At 66.5% G+C, this 23,315-nt stretch carries 17 protein-coding genes, 1 tRNA gene and 1 other RNA gene; 9 read left to right on the forward strand and 10 right to left on the reverse strand.

Going from position 1 to position 23,315, the window contains the following annotated elements:
• Positions 1–124: 124 nt before the first annotated feature.
• From NET02_RS02100 to NET02_RS02110, 3 genes are all read left to right on the forward strand, one after another.
• Complete coding sequence (locus tag NET02_RS02100; RefSeq protein ID WP_284055716.1) at positions 125–880, forward strand: ABC transporter ATP-binding protein; 756 nt, start codon at positions 125–127, stop codon at positions 878–880.
• Complete coding sequence (locus NET02_RS02105; protein ID WP_284055717.1) at positions 877–3,084, forward strand: ABC transporter permease; 2,208 nt, start codon at positions 877–879, stop codon at positions 3,082–3,084. The genes NET02_RS02100 and NET02_RS02105 overlap by 4 nt, the downstream gene beginning before the upstream one ends.
• Positions 3,085–4,079: 995 nt before the next feature.
• Positions 4,080–5,147 (forward strand): SIS domain-containing protein, encoded by a 1,068-nt coding sequence (locus NET02_RS02110; RefSeq protein ID WP_284055718.1) that lies wholly within the window; start codon positions 4,080–4,082, stop codon positions 5,145–5,147.
• Between the two features lie 3 nt (positions 5,148–5,150).
• Here NET02_RS02110 and NET02_RS02115 read toward each other — a convergent pair whose 3' ends face one another.
• The 3 genes from NET02_RS02115 to dapA all read right to left on the reverse strand — a co-directional run bounded on the left by NET02_RS02115 (position 5,151) and on the right by dapA (position 8,104).
• On the reverse strand, positions 5,151–6,086 hold the full coding sequence (locus tag NET02_RS02115; protein ID WP_284055719.1) for an LLM class flavin-dependent oxidoreductase: 936 nt from the start codon (positions 6,084–6,086) through the stop codon (positions 5,151–5,153).
• A 321-nt stretch (positions 6,087–6,407) separates the two neighbouring features.
• Positions 6,408–7,199, reverse strand: coding sequence for a 4-hydroxy-tetrahydrodipicolinate reductase (gene dapB / locus NET02_RS02120; protein WP_284055720.1), 792 nt, complete (start codon positions 7,197–7,199; stop codon positions 6,408–6,410).
• Positions 7,199–8,104, reverse strand: a complete 906-nt coding sequence (gene dapA / locus NET02_RS02125; RefSeq protein ID WP_284055721.1) for a 4-hydroxy-tetrahydrodipicolinate synthase — start codon at positions 8,102–8,104, stop codon at positions 7,199–7,201. The genes dapB and dapA overlap by 1 nt, the downstream gene beginning before the upstream one ends.
• Before the next feature lie 730 nt (positions 8,105–8,834).
• Between dapA and NET02_RS02130 the strand changes: the two genes are divergently transcribed.
• Genes NET02_RS02130 through NET02_RS02140 form a run of 3 tightly spaced genes read left to right on the forward strand, consistent with a single transcriptional unit; the run spans position 8,835 to position 13,468 of the window.
• Positions 8,835–10,427 (forward strand): long-chain-fatty-acid--CoA ligase, encoded by a 1,593-nt coding sequence (locus NET02_RS02130; RefSeq protein ID WP_284055722.1) that lies wholly within the window; start codon positions 8,835–8,837, stop codon positions 10,425–10,427.
• A complete protein-coding gene (locus NET02_RS02135; protein WP_284055723.1) occupies positions 10,424–12,676 on the forward strand; it encodes a 3-hydroxyacyl-CoA dehydrogenase NAD-binding domain-containing protein in 2,253 nt (750 codons plus the stop codon). The genes NET02_RS02130 and NET02_RS02135 overlap by 4 nt, the downstream gene beginning before the upstream one ends.
• Before the next feature lie 9 nt (positions 12,677–12,685).
• The gene (locus NET02_RS02140) at positions 12,686–13,468 is read left to right on the forward strand and encodes an enoyl-CoA hydratase/isomerase family protein (RefSeq protein ID WP_284055724.1); all 783 of its coding nucleotides are present in this window, start codon (positions 12,686–12,688) and stop codon (positions 13,466–13,468) included.
• Positions 13,469–13,530: 62 nt separating this feature from the next.
• Here the strand turns inward: NET02_RS02140 and NET02_RS02145 are convergent, their stop codons facing one another.
• From NET02_RS02145 to NET02_RS02170, 6 genes are all read right to left on the reverse strand, one after another.
• Positions 13,531–14,235: a B3/B4 domain-containing protein gene (locus NET02_RS02145; RefSeq protein ID WP_284055725.1), complete on the reverse strand. Its 705-nt coding sequence runs from the start codon at positions 14,233–14,235 to the stop codon at positions 13,531–13,533.
• A 122-nt stretch (positions 14,236–14,357) separates the two neighbouring features.
• A complete protein-coding gene (locus tag NET02_RS02150) occupies positions 14,358–15,665 on the reverse strand; it encodes a glycosyltransferase (RefSeq protein WP_284055726.1) in 1,308 nt (435 codons plus the stop codon).
• 201 nt (positions 15,666–15,866) lie between these two features.
• A complete protein-coding gene (gene hpf / locus NET02_RS02155) occupies positions 15,867–16,451 on the reverse strand; it encodes a ribosome hibernation-promoting factor, HPF/YfiA family (protein ID WP_284055727.1) in 585 nt (194 codons plus the stop codon).
• 58 nt (positions 16,452–16,509) lie between these two features.
• A tRNA-Arg gene (locus tag NET02_RS02160) sits at positions 16,510–16,583 on the reverse strand.
• Positions 16,584–16,654: 71 nt separating this feature from the next.
• Positions 16,655–17,923, reverse strand: a complete 1,269-nt coding sequence (locus NET02_RS02165; protein WP_284055728.1) for a metallophosphoesterase family protein — start codon at positions 17,921–17,923, stop codon at positions 16,655–16,657.
• Positions 17,920–19,539: a helicase HerA domain-containing protein gene (locus tag NET02_RS02170; RefSeq protein WP_284055729.1), complete on the reverse strand. Its 1,620-nt coding sequence runs from the start codon at positions 19,537–19,539 to the stop codon at positions 17,920–17,922. Before NET02_RS02170 ends, NET02_RS02165 begins: the two co-directional genes overlap by 4 nt.
• A 128-nt stretch (positions 19,540–19,667) precedes the next feature.
• Between NET02_RS02170 and NET02_RS02175 the strand changes: the two genes are divergently transcribed.
• The 3 genes from NET02_RS02175 (at position 19,668) to ffs (ending at position 22,658) form a co-directional block, all read left to right on the forward strand.
• A complete protein-coding gene (locus NET02_RS02175) occupies positions 19,668–21,428 on the forward strand; it encodes a sensor histidine kinase (protein ID WP_284055730.1) in 1,761 nt (586 codons plus the stop codon).
• Positions 21,429–21,458: 30 nt separating this feature from the next.
• Positions 21,459–22,256, forward strand: coding sequence for an enoyl-ACP reductase FabI (locus NET02_RS02180; protein WP_284055731.1), 798 nt, complete (start codon positions 21,459–21,461; stop codon positions 22,254–22,256).
• A gap of 138 nt (positions 22,257–22,394) precedes the next feature.
• An RNA gene (gene ffs / locus NET02_RS02185) (signal recognition particle sRNA large type) lies at positions 22,395–22,658 on the forward strand.
• A gap of 77 nt (positions 22,659–22,735) precedes the next feature.
• Here ffs and NET02_RS02190 read toward each other — a convergent pair.
• Positions 22,736–23,236, reverse strand: coding sequence for a hypothetical protein (locus NET02_RS02190; RefSeq protein ID WP_284055732.1), 501 nt, complete (start codon positions 23,234–23,236; stop codon positions 22,736–22,738).
• Positions 23,237–23,315: the final 79 nt, after the last annotated feature.

The following is a 23,315-nucleotide window of genomic DNA, read 5'->3' on the forward strand; positions in this document are numbered from 1 at the left end:
TCGCGATCGTCACATCCATAGCATGCTGCTCCAGTAACTCTCCGCTACGCTGGAGCAGAGGCTAGGTTCGCGGCGTGTCGTTGGCATGGAATGCCGGGATCCGCCTTGGAGAGGAGCGTGCGGGTTGGAGATTCTGCGTGTGGAGCATCTGCAGAAGGTGTATCAATCTCGTGGCGGGGCAGCGCATCTAGCGCTGGACGACGTCAGTTTTGCGGTCGAAGCTGGAACATTCCTCGCCGTAATGGGGCCATCGGGGAGCGGCAAGACGACGCTGCTCAATCTGGTTGCCGGGCTCGACCGGCCGACCGGAGGCTCGGTGATCCTGGCCGATCAGCGCCTCGACCGGCTCTCTGAGGAACAACTCGCGCGCGTTCGGCGGCGTTATCTCGGGTTCGTCTTTCAAGATTTCCACCTCCTGGATCCGCTGACGGTGGAGGAGAACGTGCTCCTGCCCCTCACGTTGGAGCGCGCGGCGCGGGAGCCGGAGATTGCTCGTGTGCGGGAGGTGCTCGCTCGGCTTGGCCTGGCGGACAAGCGAGATCGATTTCCTTTCGAACTGTCCGGCGGCGAGCAACAGCGTGTCGCCATCGCTCGGGCAATTGTCCATCGCCCGGCGCTGCTCCTGGCCGACGAGCCGACCGGAAACCTCGACTCGGCAACGAGCCGCATCATCCTCGAGACATTCGCTGATCTTCACCGTGCCGACGGCGCTACCATGCTGATGGTGACGCATGACCCATTCGCGGCCAGCTACGCCGAGCGGATCCTGATGCTCAAGGACGGTCGGCTCTATGCCGAGCTGCTGCGTGGCGCGGATGACCGACCGGCATTCTACCAACGCATCATCGATGCCCTTTCGGCGCTGGAGGTGGCGGCATGAGCTGGCGCGTGCTCTGGCGACGGCTGATGTTCAGGAACTTCCGCGCCTATGCTGGATACGTGCTCATCTTCTCGGTGGCGGTGACGATCTTCTATCTCTTCCAGACACTCTCCACGGGACTGGGCAGCGCGAGCGCGATCCAGCGGCGAGACTACCTTACCGACGTGATCGGGGTCATGCGAGGCATCGTCTTCGTTTTCGCGCTCTTCTTCGTGGCCTACTTCCACCGGCTGCTCCTCCTCGGCGAGAGCCGGGCGCTGGGGCTCTTAGGCACGTTCGGGATGTCGCGACACACGCGGCGGGGATTGGTGCTGTGGGAGAGCATCCTGCTCGGCACGGCCGGCCTGACGCTGGGCCTTGCCCTCGGCCTGCTCCTCGAGCCGCTGTTCCTGCTCGCGGCAGGCGTATTCCTGCGGCTGCCCTGGCGGCTTGCCTACGAGTTTCGGCCGCAGTTGCTCCTGTTGACAGCCCTCGCGTTCGCCGTACTGGTGTTGCTCGAAGGAGGCATTTCAGCCGAACTGGCAGTGCGCCGCTGGCCGCGGCAGCTCCTCTCGGCCTCAAGGGCTGTGGAAGAGGTTCGCCAACCATCTAGGGTGCGGGCAATACTCGGCCTCATCCTTCTCGCCGCTGCCTATCTTCTGGCCGCAGTGATCCATCCGCGCATACTTGAACGCTACACAGAGGAGCAGGCGGAGGTTGGCTGGCTGGGCCTTTGGCTACTTCTTACCCCGATCATTCTGCTGCTCACGCTCCTTGGCAGCTACTGGCTGCTGGCCGAGGGGCTACGACTGCTCCTACGTCACCGGCTCGTGGCTCCTGGAAGCCGTGCCGAGTCCCTCCTGGCCAGAGCTCGGCTCGGTGCCCGTCTTCGCGCGCACGCAGGTTCCGGAGCAATCATCGCCGGACTCTTGGCGTTCGTGGTTACGGATACCTGCATGCTGATCGGGGTACAGGCCCAGGTTCTGAGATCCACGCTCCTGCTCAACCCTGTCGTGGTCCAGATCACGCACCCGGAGAACGATGAGGCAGCGATCGACGCCGAGGCTCAGCGGATCGCCAGTAGCCTGAGCGAGGCTGGGTTTGGCCCGGTTCAGGCGGTTCGTCTTCGCCTGGTGCTCGGCGCGACTCCGTTGCTGCCGTTTGACGAGGACGGGCTCGCTCATTTCGGGCACCCGAGGGGCGGCTGGTACACCGATCGGATCAAGGGTGTCAACATCATCGCCCACAGCGCCTATACCCACCTAATCGGGGCAATCGAGGTAGCTCATCCAAGCCTGACCGGGATCTTCCCGGCAGTGCCGGAGCTGCAGCCGGGTCAAGCGTTCGCCATCCGAACCAGGTTCGAGGAGGAGCGACGAGGCTGGAACGACCCGGCGGTCCAATGGCTTTCGGTCGGCCGGACGTTCAATGTGCTCGGCTACGACGTGTTCCGCGTCGCGCCGGAGGAGGTAACGCCAGACGAGCTCGCACGGGCACCACTCCTGGAGGTCACGCTTGTCGGCCGCGCGAGTACTGCCGGGCTTCCGACGAACATGGCTGCTGGCTTCGTGAACCAGACGTTCTTGGTGGTCGACGATGCCACGTTCTCGGCCCTGGAGACGAGCGTGCGGGAGTTTGATCCCGAGTCAATCTATTCCTTTACCGGCCTCTTCTACCCGCGCTGGCGCGACAGCCAGGCTGTGCTGATGCGACTGCTGCCGGATTACCCGGTCAGGATGACGTCCGAACTCAACGTCCAGCCGCTGCCGTTGATCTATGCGGAGCAGTACCGCGAATTCGGTGTGCTGCTGTTCACCTTGTCGGCAATCGCGTTGCTGTTCCTGTTCGCCTCAGGAGCGGTCATCCACTTCAAGGTGAGCGAGCGCCTGGAGAGCGATGTTCGCCAGGTGACGGCGCTGCGTCGAGTGGGAGCGACGAAGTGGCATGTCCGAGGCATTTTCGTGCGCGAAGCGGCAGTTTTGCTGCTTGCTCCGTTCCTTCTGGGGATGGTGCACAGCGCTGTCGCGCTGATCGATTGGGTGAGCATGCTGGACATGGAAGCGGTCTTCGACCGCAACTTCGACATCTGGGGTTTCACGTATCGCACCTTTCTAGGCATGGCTCTCGGGATCGGGCTGGTAGTGGCCGTCTACGGAGGCGCGGTGATCTACCGGTACGCGGGCCGAATCTGGGATCGTTCCGGCCCGGCTGCGCGTGGCTGGTGATCGCCTGAAAGGCAAATCTGATTCCACACTCGGTGTGTTATCGCCGCCTGCAGGTGTGGTGCAGGCACTCTTACAACAGGCTCGCGTGCCCGCCTTCCTCAGGTACGTTTGCGATACGACACGGTCGGCGCTGGAGCTTCATCGTGTTCGAGCGGTTCCGAGGGGAGGCAAGGTGCTCAAGGATCCGGTCCCGCCGCGGTAGCCGTAACCGATGCTCCTGATTGGCGTCGCGATCTCGATCGGGATGGCGTGTGGGTCAGCGGTGCAGAGCCGTTTACGTGTCCCCACATCGGGCTCCGCCGTTGTGGGAACTGAGAAGGGTTCCACTGTCTTCCCTTCACGTGCACCGTGCCGGTCGACAGAAATGGCGCTGGCACCCGCCGACTCCATGTCCGGGCCCACCGGCCATCACAGCCTGGCGCTCGCGTTGACCAATAGCAGGACGAGATGGTGTTCCTTCTTTGGATACCCAGCTATCCGATTGCTCGATCCCGAAGGGCGCGAACTGCCCTTCGGTTACCAGCAGAGCGGCGAGTCACCTCGCGACCGCCGATCCGCGTCACTTTCGCCCCTGGCGACGTCGCCTACGTGACGATCAGCACGTATCGGTGCGATCTCGAGGATCGAGGAACGACGACGACGGTCGCGCTGGTGCTGCCTGGGGACACGAGTGCGTTGGCGACAAGCATTCCGCTGTCGCTCAACCTCGGCTACCGCGGCTCCAGCGATCCTGGCTCGACGGTCTCCATCTTTCCCTTCGGCGCCTCGCTCGACGATATCCTGGCACGAGAGCTTCTAGTAGCGGGGCGCTGCCAGCCTGAAGGGCGAGTCAGCACGCTGTCACAGCCGAGCAGGCCGTTCGCCGAGCGGTTGGCCCAACGGGCATCCGATTGGCTCTTTCCAGTAGGGCCGGCATCGGGCAGCATAGGGGAGTGCGTCTCTGGCTGGCACGGGCTGGGTGCGGGCGCGCGAGGCGAGGGAGGGGAGAGAGGGCGATGACCGTTCCAACCACCAACTCGGCGATGTACCAGACCATCCACCGGCAACCGGCGGAGCTGCGTCGGCTGCTCTCGGACGGCTGGGAGCAGGCGGCCGAAGCGGCCGAGCGGCTCCAGGGCGCCCGTCGTGTCTACACCGTCGGCATCGGGACCAGCTACCACGCGGCGCTAGTCGGCTCCTGGCTGCTGCGCGCGGCCGGCTGCGACGCCCGCGCCGTCAACTCCTTCGATTTCGCGGTCTACCCAGAGGCGGTCGACCTGGGGCCGGAGGACGCCGTGGTCGTACTCGCTCACACCGGCGTCAAGCGCTACTCCAGCGAGGCCCTGGCGAGGGCGCGCGCCGCCGGGGCGATCACGCTCTCGGTCGGGAGCCTCACCGCCGAGCACCCCGGCTCGCAGCTTGTGCTGCGCACCGTCGATCGGGAACGCTCGGCCGCCTACACCGCATCGCACACGGCCGCGATGACGGTGCTGGCTCAGGTTGCGACCGAGCTGGGCGAGCGGCGCCGGGCTCCGGCAGTCGCCAGCTTCCGCGAGGCACTGATGAACCTGCCGGACCAGGTGGCAGAGGTGCTGGCCAGGGAGGACGAAGTCTGGCCGATCGCCCGCCTTGCTGCCGAGCGGCGGGTGTACGTGACCGGAGCCGGGCCGAACGAGGCGACGGCTCTCGAGGCGGTGATCAAGGTTCGCGAAGCAGCCTATGGCCAGATCGACGCGCTGGCGCTGGAGCAGTTTCTCCACGGGCCGATCGTCGCGGTCAACGCCGGTGACCAGGCAATCCTGGTCCACGTGCCCGGCCGGGCGACGGAGCGCGTGCGGGAGATCGCGCTGGTGCTCGACGCGATCGGCGCCGAGCTCTGGGTCATCGGCCGGCCGGTGGAGGGATTGACAGGCGCGGCTGTCTTTATGCTGCCCGAGACGCCGGAGCTGCTCTCGCCGCTGCTGGCGGTGGTGCCGGTCCAGCTCCTGGCCTGCCAGATGGCCGCAGTGAAGGGGGTCAACCCGGATACCTTCCGCCGGGATGACTCGCGCTATGCCGCCGCCTTCGGCCTGCTGAAGCTGTGATGCCTACCGGAACTGCGGCATTACCTGATCGACGAAGATCTCCAGCGCCTGCCAGTCCACGGGCGGGCGGATCGCCAGGTTGAGGCTCCGCACGCCGGCCTCGCTGTAGGCCGCGATCTGCTCGGCCACTGCCGCCGGCCCGCCGATCAGGTAGCCGGGCTGCTCCGGCGCCTGCGGGCCCACCTGCCGCACCAGCCGCTCGCGGGCTGCCGACACCGCTCGCTGGTCATCGCTCCGCGCCATGTAGAAACCCACCTGCACTGCATCGCGCACCGTCGCGGGGTCACGACCCTCCACCTCGCACCAGTGCTCCAGTGCGGCCCGCTTGCGGCGGTAGTCCTCCGGTGAGATGTAAGGGATGTTCCAGCCGTCGGCGTAGCGCGCCGCGATTCGGGCGGTGCGCCGCTCCCCAGCACCGCCGATCCACAAGGGCAGGCGCTCCTGGAGCGGCTTGGGCAGGATGCGCGCGTTCGCTAGTTGGACGTCTCGTCCCTGGAAGGTCACCGCGTCTTCGGTGAGGAGCCGCCGCAGGGCCTGGATCCCCTCTTCGAGCTGATCCAGCCGCTCCTTCGCCGTGAGGAACGGGTAGCCGAAGGCCCGGTACTCTGGCTCGTGCCAGCCGGCGCCGAGTCCGATCTCCAGCCGGCCGCCGCTGAGATGGTCGATAGTGACGATCGACTTGGCCAGCAGGCCCAAATTGCGGAACTGGACGGCGAAGACCATGCAGCCGAAGCGGAGGCGCCGCGTCTCGCAGGCGATCGCCGCGAGCAACGCCACGGCCTCGTAGTGGGGGATGAGGTCGGAGGTACGGGCGTAGAAGTGGTCCCAGACCGAGAGCCAATCGAAGCCGTGGTCATCGGCGAAGCGCCACAGCCGGCGCAGCTCGTCGATCGTCGTATCTTGCGGGCCGACGTGGATGCCGAACGACAGCCCTGGCATGCGTCACCCTCCTCGTGATCGGCCGAAACGGGGGCCAGCGACCTCGCCCGCATCCTACCGAATCGATGCGCGATCGACCAAGCCCGGCCTCGCATATCCCACGCCGCCGGACGGACGTTACCGGGGCGTGTGCCCTGTTGCAGAGTAGGGGTGCATGATCATGCGCCCCTACTCTCTTGTGTGACAGAGTCGGCGGCCCCTCGGGGGCCAACCACCCGGGTACCGGTCCACGGCTGTGCCGCAAGCCTCACGGTCCAGAATGTGAATGCGACTGCGCTCGCCAGCCTGGCAGAGTTCCAAGCGTGCTCAGGCACCGCCCGCCTAGGCGAGATGCCCAAGACGCTCGGCCAGCAGGTCGTCGAGCACATACCACCCGGGCGGCCGGCCCGCAAGCCACTTCGCGGCGGCGAGTGCTCCGGCTGCGTAGGCGCGCCGGCTGTGGACCCGATGGGAGAGCTCGAGCAGCTCGTCCTCGCTCCCGAACAGGACGCAGTGCCGGCCCGGCTCACCACCGCCACGAATCGCATGCATCCCGATCTCGCCTGGGCGGCGTGGCGCGATCCCCTGGCGTCCGTTGATGACCGGCGAGCTCGTCTCCGGCTGGCCGGCGCGGATAGCCTCCAGTAGCGCCAGCGCAGTGCCGGAAGGGGCGTCGCGCTTGTGCCGGTGGTGGTGCTCGATGATCTCGATATCCCAGTCGCCTAACGCTCGAGCCAAGAGCGGGAGGAGGGCCCGTACCACCGCGATCCCGAGACTGAAATTGCTAGCGTGGAGGACGGGCACGCACGCTGACGCTGCTCTCAACTCCTCGAGGTGGCCCTCGCTGAGCCCGGTTGTCCCGGTTGCCAGCGCGCAGCCCGCCTCGGCACAGGCGCGCGCGTAGTGAGCCGTCGCCGAAGGCTGGGTGAAGTCGATGAGCACGTCGCTCTCGCGGAGCACCGACTGGGCGTCGGCGGTGATCCGGATGCCGCCTTGCAGGCAGAGATCGCTGGCGTGTTCCCGCTCCGGCCGGATCAAGCCGCCAGTGAGGGCAATCCCCGGGTCGGCGAGGGCGAGCTCGGCTACCTCGCGTCCCATCCGTCCAGTGATGCCGGCGATGGCGAGACGCAGCATCACTGCACCTCCGTCGCCGCGGCCAGCCGGGCCGCCGTGTGGGGGCATCCAGCCAGCGCCTGAGACAGCCGCTGACGGTTCGTCGACGACATCGGGGCGAGCGGCAGGCGCACCTCGGAGCGGCAGAGCCCGAGCAGCTCGGCGGCTGCCTTGACCGGCACCGGGTTGGTCTCGAGGAACAGCGCCCGGACCAGCGGGAACAGTTCATGTTGGAGCCGTCGCGCCCGAGCGAGGTCGCCCGCGAGCGCGGCATGGACGAGGTCGCGTGTCGCCGCCGGCACGATGTTGGCGAGCACCGATACGACGCCGGCCCCACCCACGGTGATGATCGGCAGCGTGAGCGAGTCGTCACCGGAGAGGACGGCGGCTCGGCCTTCGAGCGCGAGCACCAGCTCGCTGGCCTGATCGAGCGAGCCGCTCGACTCCTTCACCCCGATGACCGTGGCCAGGTCGAGGAGCCGGACCACAGTGTCAGGCAGTAGATTGACGCCGGTGCGGCCCGGGACGTTGTAGAGCACGAGCGGGAGGTCGACCGCGTCGGCGATTGCGACCACGTGCCGGAGGATACCGTCTTGCTGCGGGCGGTTGTAGTAGGGCGTGACGATCATGGCGGCGGTCGCGCCGAGCTCGCGGGCAATGCGTGTGCGCTCGATGCTAACCGCGGTCGAATTGGTGCCGGTGTTGGCGATGACGGGTACGCGGCCGGCTGCCTGGTCGATCACCGTCTCGATCACCAGGCGCCACTCACGCTCGCTGAGCGCTGGCGTCTCGCCGGTGGTGCCGCACGGGACGAGGCCGTCAGTGCCCTCACGGATCTGCCACTCTACCAGATGTCGTAGGGTTCGCAGATCCAGCTCACCATCGATGAACGGAGTCACGAGCGCGACGAAACTTCCACGCAGCATGGCAAACGCTCCCCTCTTCCATCTCTTACCGATGCGAACGGTTAGGCCGGGCGGCCGGGCGCGAGGCGGCTCTGCCGGTCAAAATCGCGATGGCAGTGCCGAGCGATTCGGCTCGCCGGGCTCTCGGACAGTCTTCGCTGTGCTGGGAACCAGGGGTCAGCGTTTGCGTTTCGCGGAGTGGGGGAAACGGCGGATGCTCGCGTGGAGCGCGCGAGCGAACTCAGTGGCGACAGTGCCCGCACGATACGCGTGGCAGGTGACGACGTGAGAGTCCGGGCTGGTCACTGCTCCTCCCGTCGTCGACGGACGGCTTCTCAGCCTCTGGGCACGCATCCTAGCAGGGGGTACATGGGTTGTCAATACTGAGCATGTGCCGGAACTGACGACCGATGCGCCATCGCTCACGCAAGAGGTAGTCCCGCCGTGGCAATCTGGCAAGCCAGCGCCAGGCGGCGGGTTCTCGGAGCTGGCGGTCGCGGGCTGTACCTGCAGGAGCGCTTGCGGCGCGCGGTCACAATAGCCGAACGCTCTCCTTGACAGGCGCAAGACTGCTCTCTACGCTGGCGGTGTGACCTGTATTCTATTAGGATGCAGGTATGTCACGAGCATGGCTGCGGAGCCGCTCGATGGGATCGACGTGAAGCTGCCCGCGTCACTAGCGAGAAGCGCGTGCCTCGACATACCATGAGCGATAGAGGTTGTCCAGCCGGGGACCGAGGGAGGATGGCGCATGGTGAGCCCGACGTTGACTGTCAACGCGATGCTCCGTCGCGCGATGCGGCTCTTCCCGACGAGGGAGATCCTCGAGCGAATGGACGATGGCAGCGTCCGCGAGGTGCGTTATCAGGACATCTCGCGTCGGGCTATCCGGTTGGCCGATGGTTTGCGCCGCATCGGTCTCCAGCCGGGCGACCGCGTCGCGACTCTGCTCTGGAATCGTGCTGCCCACCTCGAGGCGTATCTCGCCATCCCGGCAGCCGGCGGCATCATCCACACGCTGAACCTGCGGCTCAACCCCCAGGATCTTGCCTACATCGTCAACCACGCCGAGGACCGCTTCCTACTGCTCGATGCCAGCCTGCTTCCGGTGTTCGAGGCGTTCCGTGACTCGGTCCAGCTCGAGCGTGTGTTCGTGGTGGGTGAGCCCCCGGCCGGCGCTGGCCTGGAGCGGTATGAGGATCTGCTTGCCTCCGGAAACCCTGATGAGGTGGTGCCGGAGATAGATCCCGAGACTCCAGCATTTCTTTGCTATACGTCAGGCACGACCGGGCGGCCCAAGGGGGCGCTGTGGACGCATGCTCAGCTCGCCATAGCCGCGCTCGCGTTGACCTCATCGATCACGTTCTCGATCAGCCGGGACGACAGCGTCTTGATGACGGTGCCGATGTTCCACGTGGTCGGGTGGGCGTTACCGTACGCCGCTCTGCTCGTGGGCTCGCGCATCGTGTTTCCCGGTCCACGGCCGCATGCGCAAGACATTCTGGACTTGCTGTCCGGTCAGCAGGCGACCTTTGCCGCTGGCGTTCCGACTGTCTGGCACGATATCGCGAACCTGATGGAGTCCAACCCTGGGCGCTGGGAACTCTCGCCGCGGTTGCGGGTCGTGCTGGGCGGGAGTGCGGCTCCCGAGGCGCTGTTACGCCGGCTCGAAAAGCTGGGAATGACCGCGATTCACGGCTGGGGAATGACCGAGGTCTTGCTGGGCCTGCAGGCCCATGTCAAGCTCGACCAGTTCCAAACCGAAGAGCGCTATTCGTGGCTGGCCAAGCAGGGGATACCCGCACCGTTCGTCGAAGCGCGGGTCGTTGGGGAAGATGGGCGCGAGGTGGCCTGCGACGGCAAGACGCCTGGCGAGCTACAGGTTCGAGGTCCTTGGGTGGCCACCAGCTATTACCGCAACGAGAGTCCGGAGGCATTCGATGGCGGCTGGCTGCGGACCGGAGATATCGCAGTTGTGGATGGGGAGGGGTACATCAAGATCGTTGATCGGGCCAAAGACCTGATCAAGTCGGGCGGCGAGTGGATCAGCACGATAGAGCTCGAAGGTGCGCTGATGGGGCATCCCGCGGTCGAAGAGGCAGCGGTCATCGGCGTGCGGCACGAGCGATGGCAGGAGCGTCCCCTCGCTGTCGTCGTCCTCCGGGCGGGCCAGCAGGCGACGGCTGAAGAGTTGCGCGCGTACCTCGCCGAGCGGTTCGTTCGCTGGTGGCTACCGGATGCGTTCGTCTTCGTCGATGCGCTGCCCAAGACATCGACCGGCAAGCTCGCGAAGGCGGAGCTTCGCGAGCGGTTCAAGAACTGGGAATGGGAGGGGGACGCGTGATTCGCCGGATCGGGATCGTCGGTGCGGGGTCGATGGGCGGCGCGATTGCCGGCCTGGCTGCCTCTGCCGGCCTGGAAGTCGTGCTTCTCGACGTCAGGGGCGAGGACGACCCGAGCGCCCCGGCGCGGCGCGGGCTGGAACGTGCGATCGCCAGCCGCGCTTTCCTGGATCCGGAGGCAGTGCGCCGGGTAACAGTGGGGAATATCGACGACCACCTCGCCCTGCTCGCGGAGTGCGACTGGATTCTGGAAGCGATCGTAGAAGACCGCGAGCTCAAGCGAGACCTGTTCCGAGCGCTGGTCTCGATCGCCCGCGAGGATGCGATCATCACGACCAATACCTCCACATTCACGCTCGGCTCGCTCCTGCCGCGCGATGCCATGGCGGTTCGTAACCGCTTCTTCGCGACGCACTTCTTTAACCCGCCTCGAGCACTCCTCCTGGTCGAGGTTGCCTGCCTGCCGGAAGCTGATCAGCGACGTTTCGACCGGTTCGTGCGCTTCCTCGAGCGCCGGCTGGGGCGACGCGCGCTCGTCGTGCGCGACACGCCTGGGTTCGTCGCCAACCGCTTCGGCATTTACGCGCTCGTCCTGGCGATTCGGTACACTGGCGACCTCGGGCTGGCGCTGGAAGAGGTCGATGCGCTGACTGGCCCGCTGCTGGGGCGCCCTCGCTCGGCGACGTTCCGCACCGTGGATCTGACCGGCCTGGACATTCTCGTGCTGGGTACCGGGAGCTTGCGGGCCTCGACCGGCGATGACTACACGCTGCCTTCTTGGGTCGAACGGCTATATGCCGCCGGCCACCTGGGGGACAAGACCGGCGGAGGCTTTTTCCGGCGGGAAGGTGAGCGGAACCTGGCGCTCGATGCCAGCAGCGGCGACTACCGGCCGTATCGCGACCCGGCTATTCCTGGCCTGGCGGAATTGCTCGGCCAGCCGTTTCCGCAGCGCTTGCGCGGGGCGATCGAGCTTCCGGATCCGTACGGAGCATACGTCCGCGCTCTGCTCGGTGGGACCTACCGGTATGTCCTGGAGAGAACGCCCGAAGTGGCGCCTGACCTTCCCACGGTCGACCGGGCATTGGAATGGGGGTTCGGCTGGGCCGCCGGACCGTACCGGCAGATGGATGCGCTGGGGCTCGATCTGGTGCGCGAGCTGGTGACGATCGCCGGTGGAGACGAGCCGGAACTGCTGTCCCGCGCACGTCGCCGGGAAGGCTTCTATTCCACAGACGGCGTGCTCGACATCGCGAGTGACGCGGTCGTGCCATTGAGCTCGTTGCCGACCGCCAGACGGACGAATCAGGCGAATGCCTGGTCAGCTCTCGATCGCCATGGCATGCGGGAGGTCGCCGATGGGGTCGTGGCCCTGCTCGTGCGCGAAATCGGCGAGTTTCCCGCAATGGTCGAAGCGGCCACGCGGGAGGCGGGTCTGCAGGCGCTCGTCGTGGTGCCGCGGCTCGACAGTCTCGGTTACCCCTACGAGCAGTTGCTGCGGTATGCGGAGAGCGGTGAGTGGCAGGCGCTCGACGAGCTCCTCGCGCGCGTGCAGGGTGCGTTCACGGCTATCGCCGGATTGGGCGTGCCGCTGGTGGTGGTGCTCGACGGGGCGGCGCGGGGCGCAGCGACGACCTTGGCGCTCTGGGCCGACCGAACGGTTGCCTATGTTACGACCACCTTCGGCTTCCCCGAAGTCGCGGCCGGCCTGCTGCCGTTCGGAACGATCACGGGTGTGCTGGCTCGGAGAACCGGTGACGCCGTGCTGTTCGACGAGAACGCGACGCTGGAGCCCGAGGGGACATCGGGCACAGTGGAGCCGGCGATTGCCTCTTGGCCGGCGCTTGCAAAGAGCGCTTCCATCGACTCAGCCCCGAGGGCCCGCCGCCTCGGTTTCCTGTCGCCAGGCGACGTCATCACGCTGGATCGTGACGGGATGCTGGAGATCGCCGGCACGATGCCGTCGACCCTTGCAGGTAGTATTCTGGCGCGCAACTCGAGCCTTCCGAAACTGGCGCCGATGATGCGCGATCGCTTGACCGCCGAAACCGCGGAGCTTGCCGAGAGAGCTGGTCTTCCGTCGCATCTGGCCGAGATGTGGGACCAGCTTATGGCTCAACTCGGCAGTGGAGCGGCGATCGCAGACGCCCTGGCTCGAGAGCGCAAGGCGTGGGCGCGCCTCTTGCGAGCCAGTGAAGCTCGCGAGCGGCTTCGGACGGTGCTGCAGCAGGCGAGCGCGGGAAGACGATAGGGTAGGCAGATGGAGCAAGGACAGCAGGCTACGACGGTCATCACTGAGCGGGTGGGGCAGGTCCTGGTTCTCCGGCTGAACCGGCCGGAGAAGCTCAACGCTATCAGCCCGCAGATGATGCGGGAGATCGCGAGCACTCTCCATGAGGCGCGAGTCGACGAATCCGTGCGTGTCGTTGCCCTGACGGGAAACGAGCGGGCGTTCTCCGTGGGAGCTGATATCGACGTCTTCGCGGGTGCTACAGCGCGGGACCTGTCGGGCCCGCAGTCCGATGCTCACTTGTGGTCGACGATCTGGCGTTTCGAGAAGCCGCTCGTCGCCGCGGTATCGGGCTATGCCTTCGGGGGCGGCTTCGAGCTAGCTCTCGCCTGCGATCTGATCGTGGCCTCGGAGACGGCGCGCTTCGCCAGCCCGGAGATCCGCCTGGGGCTGATCCCCGGCGCCGGCGGGACGCAGCACCTGGCCAGAAGGCTCGGCAAGTACCTCGCGATGGAGCTGGTGCTCACCGGGCGCGAGCTATCTGCTCGGGAGGCGCAGCAACTCGGACTGGTGAACCGCGTCGTCCCGGTGGATCAGTATCTCACCGAGGCGCTGGAGCTTGCCGCAAATATTGCGAGCTACTCGCCGGAGGCGGCACGGGCAGCCAAAGCCGCTATCGCGCTCGGACCGGAGATGCCCTGGGATGCCGCTGTGGCCTTCGAGCGCGAGCTCTTCCTCCGCGTCTTCGAGAGCGAGGAGGCGCGCCGAGCCGTGCGCGAGTTCCTCGAGCGGCGGCAGCGTCGCTCCTCGTGAAGGAAGGCTAGCCGGCGCCTGGAAGCTGCCCCTTCCTACACCGAGAGGCCGTGGTTGGCGTCTCATGCCGGGGCACGCGGCGAGGCAGGATCCAGCCACCAGACCCGAACCTCTCCACCCAGCAGGTCTTCGACAAGGGTAGCCAGTTCGGCCGCAGCCAGGTGCAGGGCGCTCTCGGTCACGTGTGCGAAGCCGTCGATCGGGAACAGAAGATCGGTCGTATCCGGAGTGACCAGGCCGGTGCGGCTCTGGCGCCAGACCCACCGGCGGGTGCGAACGTCCGAAGCGTGGGCGTAGACGATCTCGCCGGGTTCCGGTACCTCCGCCGGACCGTCGCCCATCGGCAGGAAGCAATCGCCTGGCCGGGCCAGCCGAACGGTGATCCCCAGCGGCGCGGTTCCCAAGTCGTGGGCGCCGATCGGCACGAGGTAGCGCAGCGAGACGCTGTTCGCCAGATCGACCGCTGAGTTGATGCTCGGAGGCGGCTTACCTTTCAGCGTGCGCCGGACCAGGGCTTCGACCGAGCTCTGATAGGTGCTCGGCGACCAGCCAAGGTCGCGGAATGTCTCCCGCCAGGCGGCGATCGCCGGATGCAGCTTGGGGTCACGCTCGCCGAAATTAGCCGCGACGGCGTCGATTGCCAGTGCGAGCCGTTCGGCGGCCAACGGCGCGCTTCGCCGGTTGTCGACACCGAGTGCTACCACAGCCGCGAAGCGCGCTTCCCACACTCGCTCGAACACCTCGCTGGCGATCTCGAGGAACGCCACCGGCCCATCTCCTCGTAGCGCCGGATGATTACGCCGCTCGCTGGATCGTAGCAGGCTCGGGGCGCCGTGAACAGGTCACATCGTTCGCTGGGGAGGCGCGGAGCCTGCACTGAACGCGGTGGTTACGGGCAGGGTAGCAGCTCGCGGCGCTGAGCTACTTGCTGGTAAACCTGGAGAACGGCGTTAGTGACCCCGTGCCAGGAGTAGCGGACGGCCGCCTGGCGGGCACCGACCTGCATGCGGGTGCGCAAGCGGTGATCGGCGAGCGCCCGGCGAATCGCCGCGGCTAGCGCCACGGGGTCGTCCGGTGGCACCAGCAGGCCAGAGACCTCGTCCTCGACCGTGAAGCGTAAGCCACCGACACGGCTTGCCACCACCGGCGTGCCGCACGCCATCGCCTCGACCGCGACGAGGCCGAACGACTCGTAGCGGGACGGCATCACGCAGAGATCTGCCGCATTGTAGAAGAGCGGCAGGATCGCTCGCGGCTGGGAGCCGAGGAATAGAATCGATCCCTCGATGCCTAGCCGTCTGGCCTCCCCGATGACCCGCTCGAGCGCGGGTTCGAACTGCGGCCCGGCAGCGCTCTCCGTGCGCCGGCCTCCGAGGAAGATCAGCAGCGGCACGGTGTCGCCGGGCTCGAGCGAGTCGAGCAGCCGGCGCCAGCCCTCGAACAGCGTGTCGATCCCTTTGACGGGGTCGATGCGTCCCACGAAGAGGACGAGTGGCCGGTCAGGCAGACCGAGCTGGTCACGGGCGGCATGCCGGTCAGCGGGGCGGAAGTGGTCGAGATCGACGCCGGGGGGAACTGTGCAGATCTTGGCGGGGTCCGCTTGGAGATCCCAGATCATCACCTCGCGCTCGTCTGGATTGGCGGCGATCACAGCGTCGGCCAATCGCAGTAATCCGCGTTCGACCTGCAGGCGCAGTACCGGCTCGATCGAGCCTCTCGGAGAGAGTAGGTTCTTCAGGTCGCCCAGCGTGTGGAACATCTGGACGAGGGGAATGTCCCAGTAGCGTTTGAGCAGGTAACCGGCCCACCCGGAGAGCCAGTAGTGCGCGTGGATCAGCTCGTAGGGGTGGCCGTTACGGCTGATCTGGAAGGCCAGTTCCGTCACGAATTCCGGGAGGTGGCAGAAGATCTGGTCTTTGGGGATCGGAGCGAGTGGGCCGGCTTCCAGCGCGAAGACACGCACGCCGTAATCGGCTTCGACTACCGGCGGCTGCTCGGGGTCGGCCCGCCGGGTAAAGATGTCGACTTCAACGCCTCGGTGGGCCAGGTTTCGGCTCAGCTCCCGGATGTACACGTTCATTCCACCCGCCTCGCCGCTGCCTGGTTGGGCCAGCGGGGAGGTGTGGACGCTAATCATGGCGATGCGGCTCACGACCGGCGGGGCGAAAAACGCGCGCTGCTCCTCCAGGGGTGCCACGAGTTCGTGTATCCTCCCTCCCTGCCGCCCAGGTCGTGAGCGCGAGTGGAATGGGCTTGCGGCACAGGCCAGCCCGTCACCGAGCCGGCCAGACGCACGGTAGTACTACCTGCTGCTCACAACTATACTCGAGCAGCATCGCACTTTCGCAAACGCTGGCGGGGCCGCGCTTATTCCGGAGATGCGCTCCAGAGCACGCGCTCAGCCGAGCACCGGCTGAATTAGACCGTAGCGGCCGTCCTTCCTCCGGTAGAGGACGTTGATCTGATCGTCGGCGGGATTGAAGAAGACGAAGAAGTCGTGCCCGAGGAGCTCCATCTGCTCGATCGCTTCTTCCTCGCTCATCGGGTAGACCGTGAACCGTTTGCGGCGCACGACCGAAGGAGACAGCTCGTCCTCTTCCATCTCAGGACCAGACAGGTCCTCGGCCGTCGCCTCGATCGCCGCGGTACCGTCTGCCTGGGTGGTAGCCCGGGAGCGGCGGCGGCTCAGGATCTGCTTCTTGCGGAACCGTTTGATCTGGCCCGTCATATGGTCGATTGCCCCATCGATGGCCAGGTGGATGTCACGGTTCCGGTGCTCGGCACGGAGGATGGCCGAGCTCGTGGTGATGGTGAACTGGGCGACGAACTGCTCGCCCCCGCTGCGCTGCCGCTCGCTGCGCAGCTCGAAGCGGGCATCCGCCACGCGGGCGTGGATCCGGTCGAGCTTGGCGATCTTGGCACGGATGTATTGCTCGAGCGCGGGAGTAAGCGGGACGTCCAGGGTGCGAAGCCGAACCTCCATCTGTCCCCCCTTTCGGCAGGAGACGGCGGTGCACCTCGTCGAAGTTGAACGCACGCGGCGCCCGCGGAGGGACTCGAACCCCCGACCACAGGGCTTAGGACGCCCCGGCTCTATCCGCTGAGCTACGCGGGCAGAATGCGACCTCGAGCGAAGTATACCCGAATTCACCTGGCGGCTTCCACGGCCATGCGAGCCGGGGCGTGCTAGCTACTGCTCGCGCTGGTCTCACGGGCGCGCTGGATGAGTTCGCGTCCCCGCTCGATGATCTGCCGCTTGCGGTCGTCGGGGAGATCGTGCAGGTCTACCCATCGCTGCAGCATGGTGACCGGGTCGGTCGCCTCCTCAGGCCGGATCTCGACCCGTGGTCGAGTCATCCGGTCGGTCTCGCGCACGATTGCCGCCACGTGCGCCGCACCGTGTTCCTGCAGCGCGCGGCGGACGTCGTTCAACCGGATCTGATCGACCTGCTCGGGCTCCAGCTCGAGGAAGACCCGCACGATGGCGCCGGAGATCGCCCGCGCGTTGCGCTCGATCGCGCGCGCGATCGAGGCCATCGGTTCTTCGCCGCTCACCTTGACCCGGAGGGTGTAAAAGCTGCGGGCCGGCACGGGCCGGAATTCCCACTTCACCTCTCGCTCCGGGTAGCGTCCGGGGCCGATCTCGACGACCACGAATCCTTTGGGCTCGTCTTCCTCACCGAAGTCGACCCGCTCCAAGCTGCCGGCGTACACCACCGGCGGCCGGCCGGCGACGACCTGGTGCCGGTGGATATGCCCCAAAGCGACGTAGTCGAGCGGGCTCTCGTGGAGTCCGAGCTCGACGGTGCTGAAGAAGGGGTCGAGCCCGAGCATGATGCTGCGCTCACCGCCCACCTTTGCTCCCTCGAGACTGAGATGGCCGAGGAAGACGGCGGGGATCGCGGGGTCGAGCTCCTTCAACGCCTCCTGCACTCCCAGGCTGACCGCCAGGCGAAACCTCCGCTCGATCTCTTCCCGATCCAGCGAGCGGATCTCGTCGTTCGCCAGCGACCGGTTGAGTGGGATCCACGGGAGCGTAACCACCTGAAGCTGCCCCTCGCGCAGGGGAATGAGCAGGCGCCGGATATCCCTCGCGACATAGATGCCGGGGATGCCGAGCGCTTGATAGATATCCATCGGGGTGGCACGAGACTGGGCTATCGGCAGGTCATGGTTGCCGACGAGCAGTACCGTGGGGATGGCGGCTTCGGTCAGCCGGCGGATCCGCTCGGCGAAAGCGCGCTGCAGCGTGGGGTTCGGGTCGCGGTTCTTGAAGGCGTCGCCAGCGAAGAGGACGGCGTCCACGCGCTCCGACACCGCGTAGTCGATCACTGCATCGAACGCACGCAGGAAATCCTGCACGCGGGAAGAGAGACCGGTCGCCGGGTCGGGACTACCGTGCAGCTCGATGCCCAGGTGCAGGTCGGCGAAGTGGACGAGGCGAAGAGCGGTCACGAGTCCTCCCCGATCAGATTCTTGAGCAGCGCGCGGGCCGCGTCATCGCCCGCGCGTGCCTCCTTCAACAGTGTATCGCGGTGATATGGACGCGTGCGGAGCAGGATCGGCATCGGCACCGCGTGGCCGACGACCAGGCACTCCTGCTGAGGGCTCAAGTTAGCCAGCAAGTTGCGCAGGTGGTTTCGGTCGGAGACGCCGGTAAGGACGGCCTCGATATCGTGCTGGTCGGTGAGCGGGCCGATAATCTTGGTACCGAGCTGGGAGAGCACTTCAGTGTCGATCCCTGATGGTCGCTGATCGACGACGAGCAAGGTGACCCAGTACTTGCGCATCTCGCGCGCGATGGTGCCGAAGATGGATTGCCGGGCGGCCTCCGGTGCCAGGAACTTGTGCGCCTCCTCCAGCACGATGACCAGGCGCCGGCGGTGCGCATCCGACGCTCCAATCTGCGACTGCCGCAACGCCTGGTCGACGTACCGCTGGTGGATGCGCCGGGTCACGAGATTGGCGACCAGCATGTAGTCCAGCATCGAGTCGAAGCGCCCGAACTGGAGGATGACGTGGGTGCCGCGCTCCAAATGGCGAAGCATGTCGTCGAGCGTGGAGTTGTCGGCTCGGGTAACGATATAGTCCCGCTCGGGGAGCCGGCTGAGCTTGCTGCGCAGCGCATCCACGGCCTGGGGATGAGCGCCCGTCTCGCCGCAGAACTCTTTTACCTGCTCCTCGGTGAACGCCAGCGCTTTCGAGATCCAATCATCACCGAACTGGCGCTTGAGCAGGCGGGACACCGTGGCGAAGGTCGGTGTCAGGTTGAGCTCTTGTGCTAGCAGCTCGATGTCCTCCGGCTCGATATGGTTGAGCCCGATCTGGACGACCCGGCTGCTGGCGGCATCGTCCGTCAGTGGGTCGAGCGTGTAGACGCGGACGCGGGTGTGGCCGAAGATCTCCGCCAGGCCGGCGATGTGCGGCTGGTCGGCCGGGGCGCGCGCATATTCGCTGTGCATGTCGAAGATCAATGCTGAGGCGATGTCGGCCCGGATAAGGCCATAGAGGATGAGCCGGGTCAGCACGCTCTTGCCGCTGCCGCTCTGGCCGAAGATGCCATTGCTACGCTGGACGAGCAGCTCGAGATCGATCGGGATCGGGATGTCCATCGTCGGCGGGGTGCCGAGGGCGAAGCGATACCGGTCTTCCTTGCCGAAGACGACCTCGAAGTCGATCGGAGTCGCCTGGCGAAGGGTGGCGAAGTGTGCCGGAATGGTCCGCGCGGGTCTCGGCTTGCTGCCGGCCGGGCTGGCCGGATCTTCGAGTACTAGCGAGGGGCGTACCTCGACGGTGACGTAGGCGTGCGTGCCGCGAATGATGCGCCGGACGAAGGCCGAGCCGTGCGCCGGAGGATCGGCGGTCAGCGCAGTGTCGGTGGCCCGCAGGCGGATATCGGTGATCGTACCGAAGTACCAGTGGCGCTGCCCCTCGAGCACCACGAAGCTGCCGACCCGCAACGCCTCGGCCTCGCAGTCGGGGAACAGCCGGACGATCAATCCGCCGCTGTAGCTCCCTTCAGTGACGACGCCGAGCCAGGAGAGATCGTTTTGCCCCGTCAGGGTGGGCAACTGGGGCTCCTCGCGTCGCTCCATTCCCTACCACCGTTTCCCATCGTACGTCCGCGCTGGTTTGACCCGTTCGCCAGCGATTGTACCATCAGTGATATGAGCGATCGTCACCCACAGAGGAGCGACCGGTGCTCGACAATGAATGGGAAGCGCTCGCCAAACTTTTGAAACCGGCCACCGGAGACGAAGGGACGGGCGGGCCGGAGACTCTGGCCGGCCCAGTCGGTCGCCTGCACGCGCTGCACCGCATCAGCCGGGCGGCTACCCGAAGCCTCGATCTCGAGGAGATGCTGGCGACCGTCGCCAAGGTCCTGCGCGAGACGATCCGTGCCGACCGCTGTGCCATATTTCTCTACGACCAGTCGACGGGTACCCTGACTCTACGGGCGAGCGAGGGAATCAATACCGACCCGCCGGGGTCAGTCACGCTACCGCTCGGGGTGGGCATTACTGGCCAGGCAGCCCTCACGCGCCAGCTCCAGGCTGTGCCGGACGCGACGAGCCACCCGGCCTATCTCGATTACCCCCACGTGAACGATCGACCGTTCGCTAGCCAGGTCTCGGTACCGCTCATCGCACGCTCGCCCGGCGGCCTGCTCGGGGTGCTCAATATCATGAGCCTGGAGCGCCGGGTGTTTCTCCCTGAAGAGCTGGACTTCCTGGAGACCGCGGCCGGTGAGATCAGTATCGCCATCGAGAACGCCCAGCTCTACAGCGAGACCGACGCCGAGCTACGACGGCGCATCGCGCAGCTCGAGCTGCTGCAGCAGCTCTGGCGGGCCATCGCCTCGACGCTCGATCTCCCCGCGCTGCTGGAGCTGATCAGCACCAAGGCGATCGATCTCTCGGGTGCCCGCGCTGCCCTGATCTATCGCCAGCCGCGCGCTCGTCGCGGCCAGCTCGAGTTACTGGCCCAACATCCGAGTGACTGGATGGCGCAAATAGGCGCCGAGTTCGACCCGGCGCTGCGACCCCTGGTCGGCGAGGTCCTGGAATCGTGCTGGGCCATCTGGAGGCCGCTGTCAGGCTCCACCGAGAGCGTCGCGGTCTATGCCATGCCGATGATCACCGGTCGCCGGGCGGTCGGTGCGATCTGCCTCGTCTTCGATGCGAATGCTGGACAGCCTGCGCAGCCGGGCTTGCTCCACGCGTTCACCGACACCGCGGCAATCGCCATCGAGAACGCCGAGCTGTACGACGAGGCGCGCCGGGGACTCGCGCGGGCGTCGGCGCTCCTTCAGGAGATGCACCACCGGGTTCGGAACAATCTGCAAACCGTGGCCGCGCTCCTCTCGCTCCAGATGAGGCATGCCAGTCCGCAGGTGCGCGCGCCGCTCCAGGAGGCGGTGAGCCGGATCCGGAGCCTGACGGTGGTGCACGACCTCTTCAGCGGGAAACACCTCCAGGAGATGGACCTGGAGACGCTCTGCCGAACGGTGGTCGAGGAGGCGGTGGCGACGCTCTGCGGCGAGGACAGCGGGGTGTTATGGACAGTGGAAGCAGACGAGGTTTGGGTATCGTCTCGCCAGGCCACGATCCTGGCGCTGCTGCTGAACGAGTTCGTCGCGAACGCGGTCCGGCACGGGTTCAAGGATCGCAGCGGTGGGCGGATTCACGTGCTCGTACGGCGTGAAGCCGGGCAGGCGCTGCTCGAGGTCGCCGACGACGGCTGGGGGCTGCCCCCCGGGTTCGACGCGCGCTACAGCCGTGGGCTGGGGCTCCAGATCGCGCGCACGCTCGTCGAGGTCGACCTCCGTGGCCGGCTCGAGGTGTCGCCGCGGTCAGGCAACGGGACTGTGGTGCGGATATGGTTCAGCCCCGACGCTCTGCCTAATGGCCGTGGGACAGGGGAAGGGCAGCTTGACCCGGCCGAACGTGGACGCCGATAATCGGCGGGAGTTGGCCGATGGAGGGTGAACATGGCTGTGGAGCACGACATGATCGCGGGCAAGTGGGCGCTGATTCTGGGCGCGTCGAGCGGGTTCGGGGCGGCGACCGCGCGGGAGCTGGCGCAGGCTGGTATGCATATCTGCGGTGTCCACCTCGATCGCCGCAGCACGCTGCCGATGGCCGAGGCGGTTATCCGCGACGTCGAATCTCACGGCGTGCAGGCGCTCTTCTTCAATGCGAACGCCGCTGATCCGGAGACGCGCCAGGCAGTGGTCCAGGCACTGCGCGAGCGGGATGCCAAGGTGCGAGTGCTGATGCACTCGCTGGCGTTCGGCACCTTGCGCAATTACATCGAAGAAGACCCGGCTCAGGAGGTGACCCAGAAGCAGATGGAGATGACGCTCGATGTCATGGCCAACTCGCTGGTCTACTGGACGCAGGACGTGTTCCATGCCGGACTCTTCGATCAGGATGCGCGGATTTTCGCGATGACCAGCGAGGGCTCGACGCGGGTCTGGAAGGGGTACGGCCCGGTCTCGGCTGCCAAGGCGGCCCTGGAGGCTCACGTTCGGCAGCTTGCCGTGGAGCTTGCGCCGTACGGCATCGCCGCGAATTCAATACAAGCCGGAGTTACCAACACGCCAGCCCAGAACCGCATCCCGGGCGCTGAGGAGATGCTGCGCCACGCGGCGACACGCAACCCCGGTGGCCGGTTGACCACGCCCGAGGACGTCGCGCGGGCGATCCGGGCGCTGAGCCAGCCGGGGCTGGGCTGGATCACCGGGAACGTCATTCGCGTGGACGGCGGCGAGGCGCTCGTACCGTAGCGGGGGAATCGCAGGCCAGAGACCGCGCGCGGGCCGGCCATAGTGGCCACGCGTGCCTGGCGGGGCTGACCGTTCGGCGCCGGCTGGCTAACACGGCCCTGGCAGTCTCTGACGAAATCGGGTATCCTTCATGAGTGGCCGTGCTAGGCGGGGAGATAGCGGTGCCCTGTACCCGCAATCCGCTGTAGCGGGGCTGAACTCCCTCCCGAGGTCTGGCCCTGTGGGACTGCCCGGGTCACGTGGCGTGGATGGTTGGGTCCCACGCGGCGAGGAGCCGTGAACCCGGTCAGGTCCGGAAGGAAGCAGCCGTAAGCGGTGAACCTCGGGTGACGTGGGGGCGCCTGGCCGGAGCTAACGAGCCCGGCGCAAGCCGGAGGACCGTGATCGACGGAGGGTGCACGGCCATCCCACGCAACGAGACCAGGCCGCCTCAGCGGGCGGCCTGGTTGCTTTTTCGGGGAACGGCCTTCGTTTCACGCTTAGGTTCGAGATCCCTGACGGGAGCGGCGCTTGCGCTCCCGCCCGCTCCTGCTTGCCCGCTGCCGCCGGCCGCCGGAGCGCACGGCCTGGCCCGTGAGGTATTGCCGGCGAAGGCGCTCTTCCTCCCGGGCTCTGACCAGAGACCGGTAAGTCGTCCTCACGTAGTAGACAAAATAGGCGACCATTGCCAGCGCAGCCAGGGCGCAGAGGTAGAGCCAAAGGCGCATGTAGAGACCGAAGGCACTGAGCCGGAGCAGGCGAAACGAGAAGAAGAACAACCCAATCCCGAAAACGATGAGCGCGATGCCGCCGAAGCGACGCAACATCGCCGCGAGGAGGGGGTCGCGACGCCGTAGGCGCCCGCCGAAGTCGTTGTACAGGTAGAGCGCGACAAGAAAGCCGAGGCCGAAGATCGTGAGGTAGGCGATCGAGAACGGCCCCCAGGTCGGGGTCTCGCTGAGCGGAGCCGTGAGGTAGTCCCAACTGAACGGATTCTGCATGTCGACGGCCCGATCCCCTCTTGTGCCTCGCTACCCTTTCCCTCTGTGTGCCGCAACTAGGAAACTGCCCATCGGCGGC

The sequence above is a fragment of the Thermalbibacter longus genome (genome assembly GCF_023806485.1).
GTDB classification, from domain to species: Bacteria; Chloroflexota; Chloroflexia; order Thermomicrobiales; family Thermomicrobiaceae; genus Thermalbibacter; species Thermalbibacter longus.

What these genes read in the sequence shown, in the direction of transcription:
- NET02_RS02105 (WP_284055717.1), top strand. Translation starts at nt 877, where the DNA reads ATGAGCTGGCGCGTGCTCTGGCGACGGCTGATGTTCAGGAACTTCCGC.
- NET02_RS02110 (WP_284055718.1), top strand. Translation starts at nt 4,080, where the DNA reads ATGACCGTTCCAACCACCAACTCGGCGATGTACCAGACCATCCACCGG.
- NET02_RS02115 (WP_284055719.1), bottom strand. Translation starts at nt 6,086, where the DNA reads ATGCCAGGGCTGTCGTTCGGCATCCACGTCGGCCCGCAAGATACGACG.
- dapB (WP_284055720.1), bottom strand. Translation starts at nt 7,199, where the DNA reads ATGCTGCGTCTCGCCATCGCCGGCATCACTGGACGGATGGGACGCGAG.
- dapA (WP_284055721.1), bottom strand. Translation starts at nt 8,104, where the DNA reads ATGCTGCGTGGAAGTTTCGTCGCGCTCGTGACTCCGTTCATCGATGGT.
- NET02_RS02130 (WP_284055722.1), top strand. Translation starts at nt 8,835, where the DNA reads ATGGTGAGCCCGACGTTGACTGTCAACGCGATGCTCCGTCGCGCGATG.
- NET02_RS02140 (WP_284055724.1), top strand. Translation starts at nt 12,686, where the DNA reads ATGGAGCAAGGACAGCAGGCTACGACGGTCATCACTGAGCGGGTGGGG.
- hpf (WP_284055727.1), bottom strand. Translation starts at nt 16,451, where the DNA reads ATGGAGGTTCGGCTTCGCACCCTGGACGTCCCGCTTACTCCCGCGCTC.
- NET02_RS02180 (WP_284055731.1), top strand. Translation starts at nt 21,459, where the DNA reads ATGGCTGTGGAGCACGACATGATCGCGGGCAAGTGGGCGCTGATTCTG.
- NET02_RS02190 (WP_284055732.1), bottom strand. Translation starts at nt 23,236, where the DNA reads ATGCAGAATCCGTTCAGTTGGGACTACCTCACGGCTCCGCTCAGCGAG.